The organism is Peribacillus simplex (assembly GCF_900156045.1).
Classification (GTDB): Bacteria; Bacillota; Bacilli; order Bacillales; family DSM-1321; genus Peribacillus; species Peribacillus simplex_D.
Map to the genome: position 1 here is coordinate 311,274 of NZ_FTMX01000003.1, position 24,974 is coordinate 336,247.

16 protein-coding genes and 1 pseudogene are annotated in these 24,974 nt (G+C 39.5%); 8 read left to right on the top strand and 9 right to left on the bottom strand.

Translation table 11 applies throughout. The features are described from left to right. Positions 1-2 precede the first annotated feature (2 nt). A complete protein-coding gene (gene murJ, locus BW986_RS12920) occupies positions 3-1,529 on the top strand; it encodes a murein biosynthesis integral membrane protein MurJ (RefSeq protein WP_076368300.1) in 1,527 nt (508 codons plus the stop codon). Positions 1,530-1,553: 24 nt separating this feature from the next. Beyond that, entirely contained in the window at positions 1,554-2,720 is a 1,167-nt protein-coding gene (locus BW986_RS12925; protein WP_076368301.1) for a glycosyltransferase family 4 protein, read from the top strand. A gap of 37 nt (positions 2,721-2,757) precedes the next feature. Here BW986_RS12925 and tagH read toward each other — a convergent pair whose 3' ends face one another. The 5 genes and pseudogenes from tagH to BW986_RS12950 form a co-directional block, all read right to left on the bottom strand. Continuing rightward, entirely contained in the window at positions 2,758-3,555 is a 798-nt protein-coding gene (gene tagH / locus BW986_RS12930; RefSeq protein ID WP_076368302.1) for a teichoic acids export ABC transporter ATP-binding subunit TagH, read from the bottom strand. A 17-nt stretch (positions 3,556-3,572) separates the two neighbouring features. After that, positions 3,573-4,370 carry an ABC transporter permease gene (locus BW986_RS12935; protein ID WP_076368303.1) on the bottom strand — a complete coding sequence of 266 codons (798 nt, stop codon included), beginning with the start codon at positions 4,368-4,370 and terminating at the stop codon, positions 3,573-3,575. 3 nt (positions 4,371-4,373) lie between these two features. Then, positions 4,374-5,579 (bottom strand): annotated as a pseudogene (locus tag BW986_RS12940) (CDP-glycerol glycerophosphotransferase family protein); the annotation flags it as partial. 139 nt (positions 5,580-5,718) lie between these two features. Beyond that, positions 5,719-7,254, bottom strand: a complete 1,536-nt coding sequence (locus BW986_RS12945) for a glycosyltransferase family 2 protein (protein ID WP_076368305.1) — start codon at positions 7,252-7,254, stop codon at positions 5,719-5,721. A gap of 100 nt (positions 7,255-7,354) precedes the next feature. Continuing rightward, a complete protein-coding gene (locus BW986_RS12950) occupies positions 7,355-10,684 on the bottom strand; it encodes a CDP-glycerol glycerophosphotransferase family protein (RefSeq protein WP_081395605.1) in 3,330 nt (1,109 codons plus the stop codon). Between the two features lie 840 nt (positions 10,685-11,524). Between BW986_RS12950 and tagD the strand changes: the two genes are divergently transcribed. From tagD to BW986_RS12970, 4 genes are all read left to right on the top strand, one after another. Further along, the gene (gene tagD / locus BW986_RS12955) at positions 11,525-11,923 is read left to right on the top strand and encodes a glycerol-3-phosphate cytidylyltransferase (protein ID WP_057278149.1); all 399 of its coding nucleotides are present in this window, start codon (positions 11,525-11,527) and stop codon (positions 11,921-11,923) included. Then, positions 11,916-13,079, top strand: coding sequence for a CDP-glycerol glycerophosphotransferase family protein (locus BW986_RS12960; RefSeq protein WP_076368306.1), 1,164 nt, complete (start codon positions 11,916-11,918; stop codon positions 13,077-13,079). The genes tagD and BW986_RS12960 overlap by 8 nt, the downstream gene beginning before the upstream one ends. A gap of 288 nt (positions 13,080-13,367) precedes the next feature. Further along, complete coding sequence (locus tag BW986_RS12965; RefSeq protein ID WP_076368307.1) at positions 13,368-14,408, top strand: C40 family peptidase; 1,041 nt, start codon at positions 13,368-13,370, stop codon at positions 14,406-14,408. Positions 14,409-14,674: 266 nt separating this feature from the next. Beyond that, positions 14,675-15,601 (top strand): LCP family glycopolymer transferase, encoded by a 927-nt coding sequence (locus BW986_RS12970; protein WP_076368308.1) that lies wholly within the window; start codon positions 14,675-14,677, stop codon positions 15,599-15,601. A gap of 20 nt (positions 15,602-15,621) precedes the next feature. Here the strand turns inward: BW986_RS12970 and BW986_RS12975 are convergent, their stop codons facing one another. The 3 genes from BW986_RS12975 to secA all read right to left on the bottom strand — a co-directional run bounded on the left by BW986_RS12975 (position 15,622) and on the right by secA (position 20,493). Next, positions 15,622-17,409, bottom strand: coding sequence for an LTA synthase family protein (locus tag BW986_RS12975; protein ID WP_076368309.1), 1,788 nt, complete (start codon positions 17,407-17,409; stop codon positions 15,622-15,624). Positions 17,410-17,647: 238 nt separating this feature from the next. Then, positions 17,648-18,109 carry an SLAP domain-containing protein gene (locus tag BW986_RS12980; protein ID WP_076368310.1) on the bottom strand — a complete coding sequence of 154 codons (462 nt, stop codon included), beginning with the start codon at positions 18,107-18,109 and terminating at the stop codon, positions 17,648-17,650. Next, complete coding sequence (secA, locus tag BW986_RS12985) at positions 18,106-20,493, bottom strand: preprotein translocase subunit SecA (RefSeq protein WP_076368311.1); 2,388 nt, start codon at positions 20,491-20,493, stop codon at positions 18,106-18,108. The genes BW986_RS12980 and secA overlap by 4 nt, the downstream gene beginning before the upstream one ends. A gap of 261 nt (positions 20,494-20,754) precedes the next feature. Here secA and BW986_RS12990 point away from each other — a divergent pair, with 261 nt between their 5' ends. Further along, positions 20,755-22,188, top strand: coding sequence for an alkaline phosphatase (locus BW986_RS12990; RefSeq protein ID WP_260320845.1), 1,434 nt, complete (start codon positions 20,755-20,757; stop codon positions 22,186-22,188). A 135-nt stretch (positions 22,189-22,323) separates the two neighbouring features. Next, positions 22,324-22,554: a hypothetical protein gene (locus BW986_RS29605; RefSeq protein WP_142244591.1), complete on the top strand. Its 231-nt coding sequence runs from the start codon at positions 22,324-22,326 to the stop codon at positions 22,552-22,554. A gap of 50 nt (positions 22,555-22,604) precedes the next feature. Here the strand turns inward: BW986_RS29605 and BW986_RS12995 are convergent, their stop codons facing one another. Further along, complete coding sequence (locus BW986_RS12995; protein WP_076368312.1) at positions 22,605-24,671, bottom strand: SpoIID/LytB domain-containing protein; 2,067 nt, start codon at positions 24,669-24,671, stop codon at positions 22,605-22,607. Between the last annotated feature and the right edge of the window lie 303 nt (positions 24,672-24,974).

The following is a 24,974-nucleotide window of genomic DNA, read 5'->3' on the forward strand; positions in this document are numbered from 1 at the left end:
ATATGCCTACTCTTTCACATGTCATTAAATCGGTCGGGCTCGTCACCATTATTGCAGCCATTGGAAAAGTCCTCGGATTCGGGCGGGAATCGATCATAGCCGCCTATTTCGGGGCATCATCAATGGCAGATGTTTTTTTCGTGGCAAGCCTCATACCGACCATTCTTTTTACGGCTCTCGGCAGCGGTCTTCAGGCCGGCGTTATTCCCATTTACTTGGAAAAGAAAGCGGACAATCCGTTGAAAGCTGATGAATTCATCAGTGTTTTAGGCTCTTTCTTTATGCTGGTAGCCGGAGTCCTGACCATTGCCTGCATGATATTCATAAAGCCGCTCGTCATGTTGACAGCCCCGGGTTTCTCTAGTTCAGAGCTTGCCCTGACGGAGTCACTGACCCGGATCATGCTGCCAAGTTTACTATTTTTCACGCTATCATACATGGCGACGGGGGTCCTGAATGCGAATAAGCGTTTCATTCTGCCGGCACTCACTTCAACTGCACAAAACACGGTCATTATAGCAGCCACTGTATTGTTCGCTGCTCCGTTTGGGATTGAAGGATTGGCTTGGGGGTTTTTATTCGGTGCAGCAAGCCAGTTCCTTATTCAATACCCATCATTGAAGAAATACGGAATCCGGCCCATCGTCGCTTTCCTGCCTCATAAAAGGCAGATCGTTCAAACACTGTACACCTTTTATCCAATCATCATCGCCGCTTTGGCGATCCAGTTGAATAGTGTCGTCGATCGGATTATTGCGACTTCGCTCGAAACGGGGAGCGTATCGGCACTGAACTATGCGAATCGCCTGCTGTGGCTGCCATTAAGCATTGTCCTCACGCCGCTGATTACCGTATTGTATCCTTCAATCGTCGAGCGCGCACTTATAGGCTATCAACCTTTCCTTAATTTGACCTTAAAGGGATTGAAGTCGCTATTATTTTTAGCGATTCCGTTCATGGTCGTCATGTTAATCAGCGGAAACAGCTTAATCACTCTCGCTTTCCAACGCGGGGCCTTCGATGCTTCAGCAACCGAGGTGACTCATGGGGCATTCATCTTTTATTCAGCTTGCCTCCCGTTCTTTGCACTGCGGGATTATCTGATGAACGCCTTCTATGCCTTGAAGAAAACGAAGGTGGCCATGTATACCTGCCTGATTGCCGTATTACTTAACGTCCTGCTCAGCTGGGTCCTATCACGTTATCTAGGCGTCGGCGGAATCGCTTTAGCATCGGGCATTTCCATGTTCCTGCAATCTCTCTATCTTTTCGGCTACCTATGGCTAAAGACAGAAAGAACGGACAAGGCAGCTTTCAGGGATGTTTTTCAGGAAAGCAGCAAGCTTGCGATCATCGGAATCATCATTTACGGACTCGCTCTCTGGATCCATCCGCTTACCATGACGTTGCCCATCATCATGGAATTAGTGATCATCACGCTGCTGGTATTCGGATTATATCTCGCATTATCCATTCTTTTTAAAGTAAGCAGCCTGCAAGCGATGAAAAAGATCAGATCATCCAAGTAATACATTAGAAGAAGGAGTGCCATTATGAACATTTTAATCACGACGATTTTCAACTACCCTCATGAAGGAGGGCTATCGAGCCATATCACTACGTTAAGAAAGGGTTTAATGTCGCGGGGCCATAATGTGGACATATTATCTTTCTCTCAATTGCCGCCTTTCAAGAGGAAGATGCTCGCCCAGGCTCCAGGATTTTTATTAAATAAAGTAAAACAGGGGAGCGGCCAGCTTTTCAATGACCGGCAACGGCAAAAATTATTGGCTTCATCTATTAAAGCCTTGAAAAAGAACTATGATGTCATTAATGCTCAAGACATTTTCGCAACGCTTGCCTCCATCGAATCCGGGATACCAACGGTGCAAACCGTCCATGGGTATTATTCATTCGAGGCAGTCAGCAGGGGCGCCCTTCTTCCGGATAGTGAAGAAGATTTGATCATTCGGGAGCTGGAAAGAAAAGCTTATCAGACTGCTGCAAAAGTGGTGACGGTCGATCAAAGAATCAAAGACTATATAAATCATTTGGCACATATAGAGGCGGAAACGATCAAGAACTTCATTGACGTGACTGCTTTCAAACCGGAAATGGCAAAGCGGGAGCAAACTCGCCGGGACTTTCAAATACCGCTACATAAAAAGATGCTTTTCGTTCCAAGAAGAATGACGGAAAAGAACGGTGTCATCTACCCGCTCCTTGCTCTGCCGGAGGTGCTGGAAAATCATCATGAAACGGTATTGGTCTATGCAGGTACAGGGGAACAGCGAAGCCGGCTTGAGGAAACGGCAGGCAGGCTCAAAATATCAGATTCCGTACTTTTCCTGGGTTCAGTGCCGTTCGAGAAAATGCATAATCTCTATGAAGCATCGGACATCGTACTCATCCCAAGCGTTCATTCCCACGGGGTGGAAGAAGCGACTTCCATTTCTGCATTAGAAGCGATGAGTTGCCGCTCACCCGTCATTGCAAGCGCAATCGGAGGTTTAAAGGAGATTCTCATTGACGGTGAAGATGGTCTGTTGGTGGAGGAAAAAAATAAGGAAGCACTTGCACAAGCCATCTCCATACTGCTTAACGACACTGAATATGCAACAAAGTTAGCAGCAAAAGCAAGATATAAAATGGAAAGCGAGTACTCCCACATTTCAGCTGCGGAGCGGTTTGAGAAAGCTTATGATGGAGTGCTTAACTAAAAAAGCAGACCCGAAGCCCGGGTCTGCTTTTCACTTTTCATACCAGTGCGGAACTACGCCTTTTCATTTGTTCTTCACGGTATTTTTTCTGTTCTTTTTTAGACATCGCGTTATATTCTTTTAAGAATGCTTCATATTGTGGCATTACTTCGTTCATGGCACCGTATGCCTTTAACTCTCCATATTCAAGCCATAAAGCCTTTTGGCAAAATTTCTTCATCTGACCGATTGAATGGCTGACAAAGAACATCGTTTTGCCCTTCTCCTTAAATTCGTTCATTTTCTCCAAACACTTTTCAGCAAAGTTTTTATCCCCGACTGATAAAGCTTCATCAATAATCAGGATATCTGGATCGATATGCACGGAAATGGAAAAACCAAGCCTGGACTTCATGCCGCTTGAGTAGGATTTCACCGGTTGGTCAATGAACTTGCCAAGCTCTGAAAACTCGATGATTTCAGGCTCAAGTTCTTTGATCTGGTTTTTGTCGAATCCGAGCATCAGCATTTTCAGTTCGATATTTTCTCTGCCCGTCAACTGATTATTCAGGCCCGATGCAACGGCAATCAAAGCCGTTTTCCCGTTAGTTTGGACATTTCCGTCCGTGGGCGGGATAATGCCTGCAATAATATTGGACAATGTGGATTTCCCTGATCCGTTGACCCCGACAAATCCTATTACATCGCCCTTTTCAGCTTCAAAACTTACATTCCTCAGAGCAAAATACTCTTCCCCATAGCTTTTGGGCAAAAGGAGATCCAATAATTTTTCCGAGTTTTTATTATATAATTTATATTTTTTTGTTATATCTTTGACAATTACCGATTTTTCCATTTTTTCTCACTTCCAGTTTACTTAAAGTCAACAAAGCGATCTCTGAACCTGACATGCAGTGAGGAACCTATCAAAAACAAGATGATAACGACTGCCCAGAAATAAAGCGTATATTCCCAATGCGCTATCAGATACCATGATTCCCCCAACAACGAAGCTCGATACCCTTCCACAATATAATATAGTGGATTCAGCTTCATGATGTTGACTATGGTAGGGTGGTCCTTAGCATCCAATACCCAAAGGATTGGTGTTAAATAAAACATGACTTTCATTAAGGACACGATGATATTATGAACGTCACGAATAATGGTTGATAATGTTGAAGTGATTAAACCCAATGAAAATAACAGCAAGACCGTCGCTGCAACATAATACGGCAGTTGCAAGATGTAGACTGTAGGGAGGTATCCAGTAAAACCTAATAGGATGATGATGACTCCCAGCAGCATGAGATGCTGATACAACTTGGCAAAGATGACATACGATGGAATGACACTCATCGGAAAGCTCATTTTGGATACCATATTCATTCGGGAATAGACGGATTTGGACGTTTGGGTTATGGCCGGGTTCACAAAGAACCAGACAACGATCCCTGCCATCAGCCATGGAAGGAAATTTTCCCCGCGACTTAAGATGATAAATCCAAATACAAACCAATAAATCGCAATTTGTATCATCGGATTGATGATTTCCCATAGGATTCCCAGGTAGTTACTGCTGTTGGCACTTTTCATCTCATAAACAGATAAACGCCTTACCAAATAAAAATGTTTGATTTGTTCTTTTAAAACGGTCAAAGCTGAACTCATAAATTACACAGACCTTCCTAAAAACACTTTTTCTACGACACGGCGTGAAGCCTGGCCATCCTCGAGTGCACAAAACCGCGCGTGAAAATGATTGATATCATTGGTATTTTCATTTTTCATCGTCTTGATACTATCAATGACCGCATCAGATGTTTTGACTAACAAACCAGGTGCATTTTTTTCAAAATCAAAGTAAAACCCGCGAAGCTTATCCCTGTAATTTTCAATATCATATACATAGAAAAGCATCGGACGCTGTAAATTTGCATAATCAAAGAATACGGATGAATAATCAGTTATTAATAAATCCGAAATAAGATACAAATGACTAATATCCTCGTAACTGGATAAATCATAGGCGAATCCTTGATACGCCGATAAATCCAAGTTCTCTGAAACCAAATAATGAAGACGGAGCAAAATGACATACTCCTCCCCCAATTCCCGTTTCATTCGATCCAGATCCAGTTTTATTTCAAACTTATATTTTCCCTTGCTATAAAACTCATCGTCCCTCCAAGTCGGGGCATATAAAACGATCCTTTTCTCTATTGGTATACCCAACTTCTGTTTCAATGAGTCGATTGTATCACGATTATTCCCATTGTAAAGTATATCATTACGAGGATAACCGGTTTCCAGAATTTTAGAAGAATCGACATTGAAGGCCCGGGCAAAAATTTCACTGGAATAAGCATTCGGTGAAATTAAATAATCCCATTTACTTGATTCGGCATGGAAATTTTCTTTATATTTATCCGTCGTTGTTCCAGGCATATGAACTTCATCCATATCCGCCGCAAGTTTCTTTAATGGAGTACCATGCCACGTTTGCAAATAGATCGTGTGCTTCGGCTTCGGAATCCAAAGCGGGAGCCTGCTGTTCGTTACCCAATAATGGGCTCTTGTCATTTTGAGCAGCCAACTAAATGAAAAACGATTGAGATATGGGATGCCTGCCTCTTCGAAATGAGCTGTATATCTTTTATCTACGCTCCAATACATTTTATATTCCGGATGGTGACTCTGCAAGTATTCATAAATCGCCCGGGGATTGCAGCTATACTGCTTGCCCAAAAAGCTCTCAAAAATAACCAGCTTCCGGTCCACCGGCAATACTGTGCCCGCCATTGCAAAAGCTACTTTGTATCCACTTAAAATAATTGCTTTAACCTTATTTTTAACTAGCGATAGAAAGGAAGGTCTCTTTGAGGTTTGTATTTTTTCATTTGACATATCCGATCTCCCTTTTTATTGATTAATGATAATGGAACCATGCTAATAAATCGAATTAAAAATAAGCTCGCCCAATAGAAGGGAGAGCTTATTTTTGGTGTACTTCTAACAGCTACTCCAAAGACTTTATTGCCAGTCCCAAATTATTTGCCACTGTTGTATAAAACTCCACATTTTTCTTATTATACGTCATCTTATTTTTCAGGATCCTTTTAATATTCACCAATTGATAATCATTGTAGCGAATGAACACCGTAAATAACGACTTCTCCATTTCATCAATTTCATCTAATGAAACAGTGAAATGGCCTCTATTACCTTCTATTTGAACTCCGCAATTGATTTCATTGTCGATTCTTGTCCTATCACGTATCAATACTGAATTTATGTTATCTATATCATCACCATAAATCTCAAAACTTTGGTGGTAGACATTATCCAGAATATAAGAATCCAGTGCACGGGCAAGCATCGGTATCCTGACAAAGCGATATTCATCTTCCAGAAATGGAAGTTCATAATAAGGCAAACCATCTTTTATATGATATTTTTTATTGGAATCCCGCTTTAACCATTCAAACACCTTTACGAAATCATCAATACGACCCTCCATGAATAATTCAAGTGCTACTTTATAAATAGGTACTTTAAATTCATTCTTGAAGTCATATGACAAGTTTTTCGCAGTTTCGACAGCTTCCCTTAATATTTCAATAAAATCTTCTTTATTCTTGGATTTCACAAAGGTTTGACTGTCGAACGTTTTTACAATATCGTACTCATAAATCCGGTTAAGAGCCACCCTTTTCAATTCGATGGAAATATCCTTGGATTGAATATACTTTATTATGTCAACATCCGCTTTTCTTTTGTCTAACATATTCGTAACACGTGTTAAAGAAGATGAGTTTTCCGAAGTTCTATTGACATAATAAATAGGTTTTTTAGTAGTTGATACAGCTCTGACTTTAAAGAAAACATCAGTAAAAAACCATTTATCTTCACCGAATTTCATATCCGGAAAGCCAATTTCATTTTCTTTAACCATATGCAGATTCATCATCCTGGCCGTTGGTCCCATATGATAAAAAAAGTGCGGAACATCCATCGGGGTGATGCTTCTTCTTTCTTTAATTGAAGCAAACTCCCCGATCACACTCTCTGACTCAGATTCGACTTTTACCGTTTTGCCCACTACATAATCATCACCGGTTTCCTCCAGGATGTTATAGAGGCTTTCAAGTCCATCATGGGCAAGCCAGTCATCCGCATCTAAAAAAGTGATATATTTGGATGTTCCCAATTCTATTCCAATGTTTCTCGGGGTCCCAGGTGACCCATTATTTCCTTGAAGGGTAACGGAACAGATATTTTTATATTTAGCTGTATACTCTTGAATGATTTTATTGGTGCCATCAGTCGAACAATCATCAATGATGATATATTCAATCTGATCTATGCCCATGGTTTGATTGATCACTGATTCAATCGTTTTCCTGATGAATTTTTCAGCATTATATGCAGCAGTGACTACAGTGACTTTTTTTCCTTTTCCTAAAAATTTATTCCTTAAGCTTACAGGATTATTTTTGATTGGGATATTGCTCTTTAAAAGTTCCCTCGCTTTTTGACGCACCAAGAAATTCATACTATTCCTCCCCTTTTATATCTAGAGGTAACATAGATGTTTTGACCAGGCAGCCAATTTACCAGTTACTTAAAAGCAACAATACCCTTTATTTAAGGAATCAATCATTAAAAAATTTATCCACGATTCTCTGTGTAGCTTTACCATCCTCTATCCCACAATACTTCTCTCTAAATAAACCATATCTCTCTTTATATTGCATGTTTATTTTATCAATATTGGTAATAGTTTCGATAATCTCCTCGGTTGTTTTTAAAAATGGACCGGGTGCTTCCTTTTCAAAATCCATATAGAATCCACGGATGTTATCTCTGTAATCTTCCAGATCATACGTGTAATACAAAATCGGCCGAGCGGTATTAGCAAAATCGAACATTACTGAAGAATAATCCGTAATCAATATATCGGAAATCAGGTAAAGTTCCTGAATATCTGAATAATTGGATACGTTTATCACGAAATCCTCAAATTCGCCCGGGATGCTGAGATTATTACTTATAACAACATGCATCCTTAACAACAGGATATATTCATCCCCTAATTCTTCCTTCATTCTTTCCAAATCAAATTTCAGTTCGAAAATAAATTTATTGTTTTTCGATGTTTGATTATCCCGGAATGTAGGAGCATATAAGATGACTTTTTTTCCTTTTGGTATCTTCAGTTTTTCCATCACCGACTTGGCAATTATTGAAGAATCTTCTCTGTAAAACAAATCATTTCTTGGATATCCCGTTTCCAATATTTCGCCCTCATATTTGAAAGCACTCCTGAAGGCCGTGGATGCGTATGGACTTGGTGATATTAAATAATCCCAAGTTCTCGTTGCACCATGCACTCGATTTAAGTACCCATCGTCTCTTCCTTGGATATTGTCTATATCAAATAGCATTTTTTTCAAAGGGGTACCATGCCAAGTCTGAATATAAGTCGTTTCCTTCCTTTTGCTTAAATAGGTAGGGAAGTTTTGATTATTTATCCAATAACCTGCCTTGGCCAAATAATAATAGTATTCCGGACTTAAGCGTTTTATCAGCTTCGTATTTTTTCCTTTTATCGGTAAATTACCATTATACACCCAAACTTTTTTATATTTATTATCCCTTTTGACCAATTCTTCATAGATATACTTGGGGCTATCGGCGAATTGCTTCCCTATCCCGCTTTCAAAAAGAATTAGGTTCCGGTCAACCGGGATAACCTTGGACATGATTTTATAAACTTTTTTCATGACAGGGAAATATTGATCACTTTTCCTAAACCGATTCAAAATGAGTTTGGATATCGGATGGTTATATAATTTAGTTAGTGAATTTTGATCTTTTTCTGCGTTTTGAATCACTTCGAATATCCTTGAATTAGAATGGACATCACGATATTTAATAAAACGGTTGGCCTTGTCCATGTACTTCTTCTTCATGACAAAATCAGTATTGGCATATTCGGCTAATACACCTAGCAATTCATCCAATTCATCAACGATTTCACCCGGAAGATCGTTATCCAAATCCAAATGTGACGGTCTTTTCCCTATGAAACGATCTCTATCAAATTGATAGTAAATGACCGGTTTATGCAGGAAACTAAAGTCAAAAGCTACACTTGAATAGTCCGTAATCATAATCGCACTTTCCTTGATTAATCTTTGGACATCCACTTCACCCTGACTAATTACCCTAACTGGGGCATCCTTAAAATAAGACGTGAATTTCTGCATATTAGGGTGAAGGCAAAAAATGATTTCGAACCCACTGTTTTTTGATAAATCATGTAATACCGGGTGATTCACTAATTTCTGATACCTTTCAAAATACTCGCTTTCCAAAAATATTTCATCGGAAGTAATCCAATCTCTCCATGTCGGAATGATCAATAATTGCCGCTTTGTTGAAACATCATCCTTAAACAGCGAGTCGAACCTTGAAAGTCCCGTAGCGAATACTTCTTTTTCGTTGTAACCAAAATCAGTTACAATCATATCCTTTTCGAAGTCTGAACTTACCAAGAAAACATCCGTACTAAAACCGGAGACTGCATTTTTCCCGTAGTTTGCCACCATATTCTTAGTGCCCATAACACCATGTTGAAGAAAAACCTTAACTCCCTTAACACGATTTTTAAATTCAGATGTCCTTAAAGGATATAAATAATCCGGGTGATGTGATGAAATGATACGTGTCGATTCCATCGTCTTTTTAATATGATCCTTTGACTTGAAATAAAGTACATTTCCAAAGGGCTCGACGTTCTTGGCTTCCACGGAATTTTCTTCTATTACATAATACACTTCTTTTTCTGGATGATTTTCCCTCATATATTTAAAAAAGTGATATCCGGTATCCTGGGCTTTATACGTTCTTTCTCCAACTAGCCAGACATCCTTTTTCTTTTTAAATAAAGCCAGGAATCTCCTCCACCCCATCATCCTTTTTAAATATCGATAACTTTCTGTAGAGAAGTTAAACACTTCCAAAGATAAATTGGATGCTTTAAAGGTATAGTAAGGATTGACGATAGCAACTCCATCATTCGAGCTGACATCAGTATTTTTAGTAAATAATTTAGTTCTGGTGGTTGGTCTTCCGACGCGTACCATTTTCGGCTCTTCCTGATCATGTAAATGTAGTTTCATGTAAATGTCATATACATCATCTTCCAAATCCACACTGACTAATTGTTCCAGATCCAATCCCAAATCATATACATAACGATTCAGTCCATATTTCTTAATACTCATTTCCTCATTATGAATAAAAGATATATTTGCCAGATATTCTTTGCCGCTTTGCCTTCCTCTTACAAGTCCATCACCTTTTATGATTCTTGAATGCTTGGTGAAAATTTGACCATTAATTTGCATGGTTTTCGACTTGTTTTTAATTTTTTCAATTTGAGACTTAATCGAAATTTTAGGAGCCATATTGAAGTAAAGAGATATATTCCCTTTATTCGTTATAGAGAATATACTTTGTTTATCTTCATAGGTGTAAGTACTCAAATTGTTCGCGTACGTTTCCTGAAAACGCCCGAGACGAATTGGATATTCGATATGAACCTGTTCGTTCACTTCTACATATTCAGCTTTATGTTCAATACTAAGTATCGCTTTTTTGCTTAGCTTTTCGACCGGAACGGCAACCTTTATATAACAGTCATAAACAGTCGGTTCATCATCTTCTAATTTCCGCATTAAATCTTTCATATCTACTTTAAACTCAAATTTAGATGAGCTCACTGATTCAGCTATTTTTATTTTTTGATCTTCGTTTTCCCTAGAATATAGCCATAGTTCTTTTGCGCAATAATGTTCTATTGAAAATTGCCCTTTTATCAACAGCGTATTTTCCTCTTGCACAATGGTCAGAACTTGTTTCAGCTTAATTTTAGGAGCTTTTTTTGCTTTCCCTTTTCCAAGAAGCTTTTTAATCATTTTAGACCACCTATAACAAATTATTATTTAAATAAAAATGAATCATTCTTTGTACTTTAAAATCATAAACTTTTTTCGGTTTTTCCTCAATATCATTAAACAGACGGGTAAACCGCCCATAAATTACCTTTAATTCCTTCGATAAACAAAAAAGACAATATTGGTTAATGTAATGTCGAAAACGAACATACTAAAACTAAAAACATTTCGTAAATATGCACGTTCTTCCATGTTGCCAGAATGGAAAGGGAATAGCAAAAACATGTCTCTTAATTGCAAAGAAGACTTCTGAACATCAAAGTGAACGCTTTCAAAACAAGCCAACTGTTTATATTAATTGGGTTATTAGATATGAAGCGATAGATTGATGGCCTATACATGACCCATCCACTATAAACAGGGATTTATGATGCTCCTCTAGTTGTTCTCTCCTAAACGTGGTAAAATTGTGAATGGCTTATTCTGAATGCAGCATGAATAATGAAATAAAATTATTTTTAAATACCATTCAGTCATACACCAAGCATTTATATAGATACTTTATTATGCCCTACAGAGTAAGACAAATTAGTCAACATTTTATTTTAGCTTAAAAAATAATATTTACAATAATCATCAATGTAAAAAAATGTGGTTTATTTGTAAAAAAATTGTGGTTTATTTGTAAAGCTATTAAGTTATAATTAGTTAGAGAAAGTCATTGCCTGAAAATATAAGAAAACAAGAAGCGGGAATGAAATGCTAGTTTCCTGTTTTATTGTTCCATTTCATATTCTAATAGACCAAATATATATTAATTTGATTGAATAACAGTTTAAGAGTCTTAAAGGAGGAATAAAAATGAAGAAAGTAATCACTTACGGAACCTTTGATTTGCTTCATTGGGGCCATATCAATCTATTAAAACGCGCTAAAGATTTAGGGGATTATCTGATCGTTGCCATTTCAACGGATGAATTCAATGCTTTAAAAGATAAAAAAGCTTATCATAGCTTTGAAAACAGAAAAATGATCCTTGAATCAATTCGTTATGTGGATGAAGTTATACCGGAAGACAATTGGGAACAAAAGAGGGAAGACATCGTTCGTGAAGGTGTGGATATTTTTGTAATGGGTGATGACTGGAAAGGCCAATTCGATGAATTATCCGAAGTTTGTGAAGTGGTCTACCTTCCAAGAACGATCGGCATTTCGACTTCCCAAATTAAAGATGACCTTTTACAAGTTACAAATGGCTAAAGAATTCGCGATAGGGATTTATCTTTTTTGTTTCAAAGTTTTATTCTCTATCTTTAAGCTTTTCCCTTTATATGACAAAACGACCTTTGTCACATCATTCGGGGACAATTGCCAATATATCGCAGATGAAATGGACAAGCAGGACATTTCCGTTCAAAAAGTTTTTTTAATGAAATCGAGCAGTTCTATACAAGTTAAGGACGATGGTGAAACCATCGTCCTTCCGTTTGAATCAAAAAATATCATTGCCATGATCCGATCGATTTATCATCTGGCTACATCAAAATGGATCATCATTGATAATTATTTTGGCTTTCTTTCAGCTATTGCATTCAAGGAGCAAGTGACATGTGTTCAAGTGTGGCATGCAGCAGGTGCCGTTAAGCAATTCGGGGCAAAAGACCCTTCCATTCAAAACCGTTCCGCGGGAGCAAGGAAAAGATTTTTAGAGGTATATAAAAAATTTGATTATGTTACGGCAGGTTCAGAGATGATGGCCGGGATTTATCAAGAGAGTTTTCAACTGCCGGCATCCCATATCCTAAGGACCGGAATACCTCGGACCGATTTCTTTTTTAATGATGAATCAAAAAGGACTGCCCGTAATGCTTTGCTGGCCAAGTATCCAGAACTTGAGCATAAGAAAATCATGTTATATGCCCCTACATTTCGTAATGACGGCTTGAACGACGGAGAGATTGCCCTTGATTTGGAATTGCTCCATAAGGAACTTCAGGGCGAAAATTATGCGTTATTACTAAAACTGCATCCAGCTGTAAATGCAGAGAATGATTTACAAGATAAATTCCCGGGATTCATTTACCCTGTCAATAGTGAATTTCATGTTAATCAACTGCTGATCAGTACCGATCTACTAATAACCGATTACTCATCGATACCATTTGAATTCTCTTTTTTGGGAAGACCCATGATATTCTTTGCATATGACTTGGAAAAGTATGTGCAGGAACGGGGATTCTGGGAGGATTACTCATCTTCCATGCCCGGACCCGTGGTATCCACCACAGAAGAGCTCTTAAGGAAAATCCGTACCGCCGATCACTCATTAATGGATATCGCTTCCTTTAACCAAAAATGGAATGAATACTCAACGGGTAATTCAAGCAGGAATTTAGTTGATTTCCTTTTTAAATAAAACCACCCACTTCGTAAAACGAAGTGGGTTTTCATTTTTTCAATAACACCTCAAATGCACACCCTAAAAACAGGGACATTTTTACAGCAAATGACACGTGGAAAAACGAAACCCTACAATGTGAAAAAAGACTCACAATATAGAAAATATTGTAGATTGCAATACTCAAACCCCTCCAATATAAACCAGTAAAATACTACTATTTTCCCCTTGTAACAAAAATGTAATATAATTATTCCCATTTAATTTGCTAGAATAGGGAAAAAGACATATTAGAGGTGGAAAACCGTGAAAAAAAGTGTTGTCGCATTTTCGACATTAGCCATTCTTTCTTCGACTTTTGTTTCTCCTGCCCTTGCCGGTACATATACAGTCAAAAGCGGTGATAATTTAAGTAAAATCGCCCAGAAGCATAATACGACGGTAAAAGACTTAAAACAGCTTAATAACCTAAAATCAGACTTTTTGAGAATCAATCAGAAATTAATTATACCCAACTCCACAACGACATCCAATGATTCTTCTGTTTCCGTGACAAAAACAAAGAAAACCACATATACCATCGTTTCAGGTGATACCTTAACCAGGATAGCAAACAAGCATGACCTTACCCTTGCTGAATTGATGAAAATGAATAACTTAAAATCCGATAGAATTTATGCAGGCGCCAAACTTATCGTATCCAAATCAACCACCACCACTACCATAGATTTACCCGGCAGCTCCAAACCATCCAATGTGACACAGACCCCAGCCAATTCGTCTACTTACATAGTGGTAAAAGGTGATACTCTTTCCAAGATTGCCGGAAAAACCAACTTGACCGTAGCCCAGCTTAAAACAATCAACTCCTTAAAGTCCGATTTAATCAGAGTGGGACAAAAACTAAAATTAAGTAAATCGGCTAGCACTGCCCCTGCAGATAATAACGATACCGGAAAAGTGGAAGCCCCAAGTTCGGGGAACAAAGTGGTCAAGCTCGTTTCCGAAGCCAAGAAATTAATCGGTACACCATATTCTTGGGCGGGTGCCTCCCCATCAGGTTTCGATTGCAGCGGGTTTATTTACTATACGTTCAAAAAAGCTGGGTATGATATTCCCAGGCTTTCATCTTCCACATATTATGATATGGGTAAAAAAGTCACTTCACCGAAAAGCGGCGATCTTATCTTCTTTGCAACTGGTTCCAATAAATCAGTGATAAGCCATATGGGAATCTACTTGGGCGGCGGGGAATTCATCCATGCCTCATCAAGTAAGGGAGTAACAATCAGTGCTACTTCAAACTCTTATTTCAAAAGTAAAATCATCGGTTATAGAAGTTTATAAGATTTTCTTGCCAGACTTTCCTCTTAAAGTCTGGCAATTTCATGTAAAAGAATGATAGTTTACGAAACATTCGAATGATGTGCCAACGAAGGAATTCGGTTTCTCTAGAATCCTTCGTTTTTTTTGGATAAAAAAAGGAAAATATGCACTCTAAGTACAAAAAGAAACTATTCTATTTTTGACAAAAAAAAGGTATAGTTAAAAATACCGACTAGGTACTTTTTCACACCTTCCATTTTGTGGGATGGTTAAGGGAGGAATATTAAATGAGATCCGAACATAAAAAAAAGAAAAAGAAACGCAAAACGTTTAAAATAATCGGCTTCACCCTTCTTATCCTTTTCGTCGGCGCAGGTGTTTATGGCGCTTCAGTTTATCAATCATTAGCAGGTGCGATCAGCACCATGCAGGGTACGGCCCATAAAACGGATAAACGAGTAGAGGACATCAAGTTCAAAAGCAAAGATCCATTTTCATTACTAATTCTTGGTGTGGATGAAAGAAAAAATGACTCAGGCCGATCAGATACGATGATTGTCATGACGGTTAACCCTAAAAAGGAATCGATTGAGTTATTGAGTTTACCGAGAGATACGCGTACAGAGATCATCGGTAAAGGTACAACAGATAAAATGAACCATGCCTATGCATATGGCGGAGTTGCCATGTCAATAAATACAGTGGAAGCCTATTTGGATATTCCGATTGATTATTACGTCAAAATGAATATGGAAGGCTTTCAGGATATTGTGAATGCTGTTGGTGGTGTCACAGTCGATAATGATATGGACCTTGCCTATAAAGGATATACCTTCAACAAAGGCACAATCGACTTAGATGGTAAAGAGGCCTTGATTTATTCCCGAATCCGTAAGGAAGATCCCCGCGGGGATTATGGACGGCAAATGCGGCAACGCCAGGTTATCCAAGCTGTCATGAAAAAAGGGGCAAGCCTATCAACACTTACCAATTATGACGATATATTCGAAGCTCTAGGTAAAAACGTGGAAACCAATTTAACTTTCAATGAAATGTTAAGTATCCAAAATAACTACAAATCATCCCTCAAAAATATTGAACAATATACACTTGAAGGTGACAATCAACGGGTAAATGGCGTTTGGTACAACATCGTTCCAGAAGATACAAAGCTTGAAGCCCAAAATCGTGTGAAAGCACATCTAGGATTATAATGGATGGAGGATGGCTATTATCAGTCATCCTCTTTTTTTGCCTTTTTCCCAATTTGTTTAAAGTAATCGGAGCGTATCACTTGATCACTCAGATTTATCTCCTTTTGGTCTTCTGATGAAAATCCATCGACCTTGCCTTCCCCATTTATTTTCATTTGAGAACCATAATCCCCTTTCAATATCAAAGCATCTCCCTCTTCGCCATTCAGCATGCTCTCTCCAAAGTATGAAGAACTCTTAATATTGAACAGATCATATAGAGTTGGCAGAATATCGATTTGACCCGCTACCTTTTCAACCGTTCTTCCTTCCATATCCTCCTGATAAATGATCACGGGGATGGGCATATATTTTTCAATCCACTCTTCATCGCTAATTTTACTGCCGTAATATGCTTCAACCTCGTGTTTATCCTTTAAAAATAGACCATCATGATCTCCGTATATCACAATCACGCTGTCTTTCAATTTCCCGTCATCCTTCAACTTCTTTATGAAATCCCCAATGGCTGAATCTGTATAATGAATGGCTTCAAAATATTGGGTCAGGTAACTGTTCTCTTTTCCAACTTCAGGCTTCAATGTTATCTGTTCTTCCGGCAGTGAAAAAGGTACATGGCTAGTCAAAGTAACGAAAAAGGCGTAATAGGGATTTCGTTTATCTTTTAAGAAATCATAGCTTTGATTGAAGAAACTGCGGTCTCCCAAGCCCATCGAAATCATTTCATCCTGCTGCATATCCTCTATGGAAAGGTAGTCATCAAACCCTAGCGAGGGATATGCATGCTGCCTATTCCAAAAGTCTTCTTCATCTCCGTGGAAAGCAAAACTTTGATAATCCGATTTCTTTAATTCCTTAGCAAGGCCCGGAAAATCATTATAAGGGAATCGAAAAAAGGTCGCACCTTGCTTTAAAGGAAATAGTCCGGTATTCACGATAAGCTCTCCGTCAGATGAATTTCCAAATACCGTCTGTGGATATACATTCGGGAAGTACAGCCCCCCTTCCGCCAGTTCATTCATGAATGGCGTGACCTCCTGCCCGGCACTGCTTTGAAATAGCGGAAACGACTGTAAGGATTCCACCTGGATGATAATGAGGTTCTTCCCCTCCAAGGATCCGGAATGGACATTTTCCTTTCTTTTCTTTTTATTGAAGTAATCAGAAACGGCCTTCTTTTCTTCCGAGGACATCCCATGCCTTCCCGAGTCAGAAAAATAGGCATATGTATCCAATGCGTGATGACCGATAGGGCCCCAGTTGCGCAAGAAGGTATTCGCCTCATAACGCCGGGTTATATCTACTTTGTCGATAAAGATATTCTTGACCGGCTTTAATCCCGCTATCATCAGGAATATTACGGCCGGCACTAGTGCCATATGCTTGAGGGGGTATTTTTTCTTCACATATGATTCAGCAATTGGGATGACTACCAGAAGAAAGATTGCATCCTTCATTTCCATCATACTGAATATACTTTCACCTAGCCCATTCAGATTGCTTTTTTGCATCCACATATAGGAAGTTATAGGTGTCGAATAATAACGATAAAACCAGATGTCCCCAAGGAAAAAGGCCATGATCGAAAGAAGGGAAACTGAAAAAATGATGCCTTTTACGATTCGATTCGTTATCCATTCCTTCAGATAAACAATAAAACCGGCAACACCGATGATTATGGTAATGATTCCAATAGAAAGATCGTTACCCATCCTATCATTCGTATAAATGAAAAGTATGGCCACGATTGAAAATGACAATATCTCAAATAGCCTCTCCTTCAATCGTAGATCCAGGTTATTCTTCATGCTCCTGCCACTTTCCTCTTCATTATTTCCAAGCCTTAGTTAAGCCTGATTGCGGAAAATTACATATAAATATTACTTAGCGTTGCCATTTATGAGAAAATGCACACCGAAAACGGCATAAATATTTAATGACCACCCTTATAAACAAATAGCCTTCATCACTAAAAGGATGAGGGCTTTGCTTTGGCACTCTGGCAAAAAAGCTGCAGATTGCCGCTAGACTCATGCGGTTGTTTTCCTACTTTCTCTTCCATTCAAAAGCAATCTTCCAACCTTCATCTGGAATCGATTCCGCCAACATATCTCCTTCCTCGAATAAGAAACGCCATGGCATGCTTGAAAGTGCTGGAATCTCACCAAGCTCTGTAAGATCAAATGTCTTTTTTGCGAGGAATTTTCCATCTCCATCAACTAACAGTAAATCCACGATATCAAACCTGACAGCTTTCTCTATTGAATTTCGTAGAAAAGCCACTATGATTACATCATCTTCCACCCTGGTCAGCTTGATGCCGGATATTGAAATTTGGTTCGGTTTTAATGCTGGCAGCCTTTGATGGTGGAATTTATATACATATTCCTCTTGCTTGGAAATTTCCCACCCTTCGTGAAACATCAGGGCAGTATGAACGGTGTCATCCTGATTTAATAACTCATGTACATCTGAAGCCACATTATCCCTTTTTCCAAATAAACTCATCGTTCCTCACCCTCCTCCAAAGCAGTTGCATCTTCCTGATTGCTATTCATATATTCCATAAAACGGATGCTTATCTCCGTCTCAATTTTACTTAATAGAAGGTTGAATTGACTGAGAGCCGCTTTTTCAAACAGTGTATATGGGTCCTGCTGACCATATCCGCTTAAACCAATGCCTTCTTTCACACTGTTCATTTCATCTAAATGGTTCATCCAATTTGTATCAATATGCTGCAGCATGAAAGCACGCAACTGGTTTCCCCATTCTGCATCGTTTTGAAAGGTCATCAGCCTCAGCCTCGATTCCAATTCACCTAAAGCATCCAACACTTTTCCTTCAATTTGGCCTTCTAAATCCTGAAAATCACTTGCCTGCCAACCTAACGACAGGAAGACAAGGGAAAGCTCTTCAATATAGGCAGAGGGATCAGGTTCCACCATATGTTCAGGATAATATTTCACTGTAAGCCGAGTAATGTATTTTTCGATATATTCAAGTAAAATGGCCGACATCCGTCCAGGCTCCATATCAAGGATCCGATCTCTCATTGCATAGATGATTTTACTCTGCTCATTTAATGCATGTTCTAACTTCAATAAATGGTAACGGCTTGATTGATGCATCTGCTCTACCGTTTCCTGAACCATTTTAACGAATTTATCGGGTGCAGGGCCCAGCACCAATCCATTTTCATCCGTTTTGATTTTCTTGATATAACGTCCGATCTCTTCTTCATCATAGTAATCAAACAAATCATCTTCCAAAGAAATGATGAATTGGGTTGAACCGGGATCCCCCTGCCGTCCGGAACGTCCTCTTAGCTGCATATCGATCCGACGGCTTTCGTGTAGCTCCGTACCTATAATATGAAGGCCGCCCAGTTCCTTGACATCATTCGCAAGTAATATATCCGTTCCTCTCCCAGCCATGTTCGTAGCCAGCATCACTTGATTTTTTTGCCCGGCATTCGCAATGATTTCCGCTTCATCCTCTTCCGTCTTCGCATTAAGGATTTGATGTTTGATTTTCCCCTTCTCTAGTTGAACCGAAATTTTTTCAGATTGCTCAATGGAGGTCGTCCCGATCAGAATAGGTCTGCCTCCATCATGAATCCGTTTTACTTCCGTTACGATTTTGTTGATTTTACTGGTTTCATCTTTATAAATCATATCAACCTCATCAACTCGAATGATGGGCTCATTAGTTGGAATTTCAATGACGGGGAGTTGATATATTTCCTGGAATTCTGACTTTGATGGCATTGCACTGCCTGTCATCCCCGACATTGAGTGATATAATCGAAAATAATTTTGGACGGTGATCATGGCCTGTGTTTCATTCTCTTCGGAAATCTCCAAGCCCTCTTTTGCCTCAATTGCTTGGTGAAGCCCATCACTGAAGCTTCGCCCTTCCATCACCCTGCCTGTGAATTTATCGATGATAGCAACCTTTCCATCGATGACAATATAGTCCACATCCAATTTCATGATCGCATGGGCTTTTAGCGCCTGTGTAACATTATGTAATAACTCTTGATGCTCCATTCCATACAGATTGTCGATACCAAAGGCCTCTTCAATCTTGGAAGCACCTTGATCCGTAAAAAAGGCCGACCTTGACTCGCTGAAAATCTCGTAATCATCATTTTCTATAAATGTCTTCATGATTTGTGCCGTGATCTGGTGAAGCTCGGTTCCGTCGCTTGCCCTGTCCGCAATGATTAATGGTGTCCTCGCTTCATCAATCAAGATGCTGTCAATCTCATCGACGATGGCAAATCGATGTCCTCTCTGAACCTTTTCTTCTTTTCGGTAAACCATATTATCTCGCAAATAATCAAAACCGAACTCTGTTGCCGTTCCATACGTGATATCTGCCGCATACGCTTCACGTTTTTCGGAAGGCCCCATTTGGGAAATGTTCAAACCAACCGTCAATCCTAGAAATTCATGAACTTGTCCCATTAACTCAATATCGCGTCTGGCCAAATATTCATTGGCCGTAATGATATGGACACCATTACCGTACAGTGCATGTAAATAGCTAGGCAAAGTAGAGACAAGCGTCTTCCCCTCGCCCGTATTCATTTGTGCAATGCCCCCTTCACTCAGGACAAAACCGCCTGCAAGCTGAACATCATGGTGCCTAAGATTCAATACTCGTTTAGAAGCCTCCCTCACGACCGCAAAAGCTTCGGCTTGTATATCCAATATATTGTCACCAGCATCCAATACGCTTTTAAATATATCCTTCATTCCGCTTAATTCCAGATCTGAATAACTTTCATATTTACCCTCTAGCCGATTCACATCTTCTACCAACTTATAAATTCTCTTTAAGTCTTTAGAACCTTCTTTGAAGAACTTTTTCATACTGGATAGCATAGGGTTTTCTCTCCTATTAATTCAATTGAACTTTAGTGAAATTATATCAGTTAAATATTTACTGTTTATTAATTATCATCTTCATATTGTAATTATATAGAAATTCTTTCTTTTTTTGAAAGATAAATTACGTAATAGCCGGCTGGATGCCCTTCCATTAAAAACGCTAAAAAGATTAGCTCCATCCTGAATATCAGGGAGGAGTTTTTTTATCGATTTAAACAAATAATAGGAAGACTTTCACCAAATGGAGGATTACTGATGAATAAGACAAACAGAAAATTCATTCATAAACTTGCACAGCCGCATCACTTTGGATTATTCGTTCTTATATTTTGCTTTATTTACATGAGCTCCCCTATTCAAGCAGAGACAAAAAACACCCCCAAGAATGTCATATTGCTGATTGGCGACGGCATGGGGGTAGGGGCTATAGAAATTGCCCGGCAATTGGAATATGGAAAGACAGGCGTTCTACATTTGGAACAACTGGAGCATGTTGCCCTGATGCGCACCTATTCCGCCGATAACTTCGTCACTGACTCTGCAGCAGGAGGGTCCGCGATTGCGACTGGTATAAAAACCAACAACAAATCAATCGGTGTCGATGCCAATGGTTCCGAGGTGGATAGTATATTGGATGCGTTTCAGAACAATGGAAAAAAAGTCGGGATCATCTCAACCAATATGGTAGTCGATGCCACGCCCGCTGCCTTTGGCGCAAGTGTTCCTGACCGCTGGACAGGCGCCGCACATATTGCGAGGCAGCTATTTGATAACCGGATCGACGTCATTCTCGGCGGAGGTGCCAGCTATTTCGAGGCGGATAAGCAAAATGGCGAGGATTTAATCGCTAAATTTAAACAAGCTGGATATGGGATCACGACGACGAAAGAAGAACTTAGTTCCATTAATAAGCCGGAAAAACTTTTAGGGCTATTTCATCCAACCTATATGAATTTTAAACTGGATAAAGAAGTATTACATTCTCAAGAGCCATCCCTGCCCGAAATGACATCCAAAGCGATGGATATTTTATCAAGAGGTAATAAAGGATTTTTCTTGATGGCCGAAGGTGCGCGTATTGACCATATGGAGCATGCCGCCGATATCACTGGAATATGGAAAGAAACGATCGAATTTGACCAAACCGTGAAAGAGGTTGTAAATTGGGCAAAAAATCGAAATGATACATTGATTGTTGTACTTGCAGACCACGAAACAATGGGGACCTCCGCTTCTGAAACAATGGATATCACTGCATTGAAAAAAATCAAGGTTTCATCTGAATATATGTCCAAACAGCTTACATTCGATAAAAACAATGAAATCAATCCAGAAAGTGTCGTTTCCACATTCAAGAAGTATGCACATATATCCCTTACGGATCAGGAAGTCGACCAATTCATCGATAACGTAAGAACTAATAGAACGCTTGTCTATCCACAACATCAAATCGATTGGGAAATCGGAAGCACCATCGCCAGGCACCATAAGGCGGGTGTAGCTGATCGAAGCATACGGGCGGCCAGTTCCACAGGAGGGCACACAGCCAATATGATTCCCGTTTTCGCCTCGGGTCCAGGCAGTGAAGCCTTCGATGGAGTCATTGAAAATACGGATATTTCGAAAATCATCACAAAAGCCGCCGGCGTTCCCTTCACACCCGGTCAGCATAAAACAAAAGAGGAATGAATACATTCATTCCGATTTTTTCAGCATTCATTTCTATTGTGTTCCGTTAACACGAAGTTTTGGGGCATTTACTCACGAAATTGTGCGATATCACAGAGTTTAGTGCATTTACTCATGAGTTTGAGGCGTTTACTCGTGAGTTTGACGCGTTTACTCGTGAGTTTGCTCCTTTTACTCGTGAGTTTGGTGCATTTACTCGTGAGTTTGGCGCATTTACTCGTGAATTTGCTCCTTACTCGTGAGTGTGGCGCATTTACTCTTGAGTTCGGCGCGTTTACTCGTGAATTTGGTGCATTTACTCGTGAGTTTGGCGCGTTTACTCGTGAGTTTGCTCCTTTTACTCGTGAGTTTGATGAAGAGCCATAATGCCATTTATTAAAAACAAAAAAAGACGCCCTAATTGACGTCCTATTCATTCATTTTTTTACATGTATTTTTAATACATACCCAATTCGGCTTCCCTTTTTCACTTTATACCATTCATCTTGTTGAGCCAGGATCGTTACGGCTTGGTCCCTGTATAGATTCCCGACCTTTTCAGAAGATGCATTTTTATTTTCTTTAATATATAATTCGCTTGCTGTCACTATTCCCGTGGTCTTCCTAATGGAGACTTTCGTTGAAATGGATTTCTGGTTGTCACTCTTATCCTTAGCGGAGATTGTCACCGTAAACATCCCGTTGGACATATTTTTGAAATCCCAGGTTGCCGAGTGCCTGCCTTTATTGAACTGCCTTTCAGAAAGGATGCCAACAACCTTACCTTTACTGTTCTTGATTTCCACTGTTACATCAGCGTTTTCATTAATTGTATAGGTTATGTTCGCTTTCTCGGTACTATAATCACCAGATGTATTGACATCGGTGATTTTCGGTGCCGACGTATCTTTACTGATATTAATCGCCATTGTGGCCAAACCTTCATTCCCGCTTCGGTCCATTGCTGATATTTCTGCTTCATATGTACCGTTACTTACCGTTTTTGTGTTCCAGATTGCTGAATGGGTACCCTTTTTCATTGTTTGGTCACGGACTGGGGTAGCTAAGGCTTTCCCTTTACTATCTTTAATCGTGAGTGTTACTACAGCATCTTCTTTTAGGGAGTATGTGACTCCAACCTCATCATTAGAATGATCCGTTTCGGCTTTCATGTTTACTGAATTCGGTTCCGACTTTACGACAAGTTCCGTTTTAGATCCAGCACCTGGTCCATATTCCTTTTCTATAGTTGTGTCAGGATAATAAAACCCCAAAATCTCTTGAAATGACTGGCCTGCTTCCGCTCTGTTTTTCGCTCCAAACTGACTTAGTCCGACACCATGCCCATATCCTGATCCTTCAATAGAGATTTTGGAAGGATCGGCAGATGAATGGTCAACCAAATAGCTTTTCATCACCTCTTGTCCCACCATGCCCCTGATTTTGGAAGCCGCTACATTAGTAAGCTTAACCGTTTGCTGCAAAAGTTTCCCCCTGTCATCAACGAGATCCCTTACATAGAAATTCAGTTGGATGGAGCCCTTCGTTACACGGCCTCCCGTTTTTTCATCTGTAAATGTTAACACGGGAACCTCCGTTATTTTAATATCTTTATTCGCATATCCATTATTCTTCAGCCAAACCTTCAGCTTCGGCACAACCGTTTTATCTTTTTCCTCTACACTTGCCCACCATTCTTCCGGTTTAGATAAATCCATTTTTGAGAGGTCGATTTGCTGTTTGTCCAGCATTATCTCCCAATTGGTTTTCGAATCATAGAGATCTTCTTTTATGGATAAATATGCAAGGGGGTTGCCGCTTGACCAAACATTTGAATTCGATTCGGTCATTCCTCCATTGCTTGAGGAAAAGAACGCTTCGATTATTTCGCCATCATGTTTGATTACCATGCCCTTTGTCTGTTCAATGGCTGAATTAGTTCGATAGTGACCGGCAGCCCCGCCATATACTTGGTAAGAAACCGTATCATCAATTATTGTGGATTGATGGCGAAGTGCATAAGTCCGGGCGGCAATCGCCTGTGCTTTTAAGGCTTCGGAATGCCATAGAGCGGGCATCTCCAGCGGGACAACGCCTTTTAGATAATCTTCCATGTAAACATGATTGATTGGCCGGATGTAACCGTCCTCCGCTGTAAATGAAAATGAGCCAAGATACGAACGGCCGTTTATGGACAATGAAGCATCAGGTTTAACTGGAATTACCTTAAAGGAAGCATAAGATCCCGTTTTCTTAAAACCTTTGTATACGGCAAGTTTAGCCGACTCCACTTTCAAAGTCAGATTTTCACCCTCCCTAATGAATATCTCTCCTCCTGAAGTACGGTAGTCCCCGGTTGCCGTTATTTTGACGCTGGTTCTATTCCCCAAATAATTCTTCAGTTTCACTTCCATCATAGTCTCTTCCGCTGCCGTTGCTTCATGAGAAGGAAATGTTAAAAAAATGATAAAGAATGCGATAAACAAATACCTTAAACTTCTCATTGCTTTTCATCCTCATCCCTATTCTATTTATCTTTCAATTTATCTTTCAAAGATTTTAATCCTGTTCAATCTATTGGCATGGACAACGGCCTGGATGGTGTCACTGCTGCAGAAATCCCTGATGATTTCAGGACAACTGGGATCGCGGTCTTACTTGTGAACTCTCTTTTTACATTCTGTATGTACGACTCATTATCCTTCAAATCCATTTTTATTGTCTTAACAAATTGGAACCCTCAACGTGTGAAAAAATAAAAGCAGGACATGGAAGAAACCATGTCCTGCTTTTTAAATGATAAATGC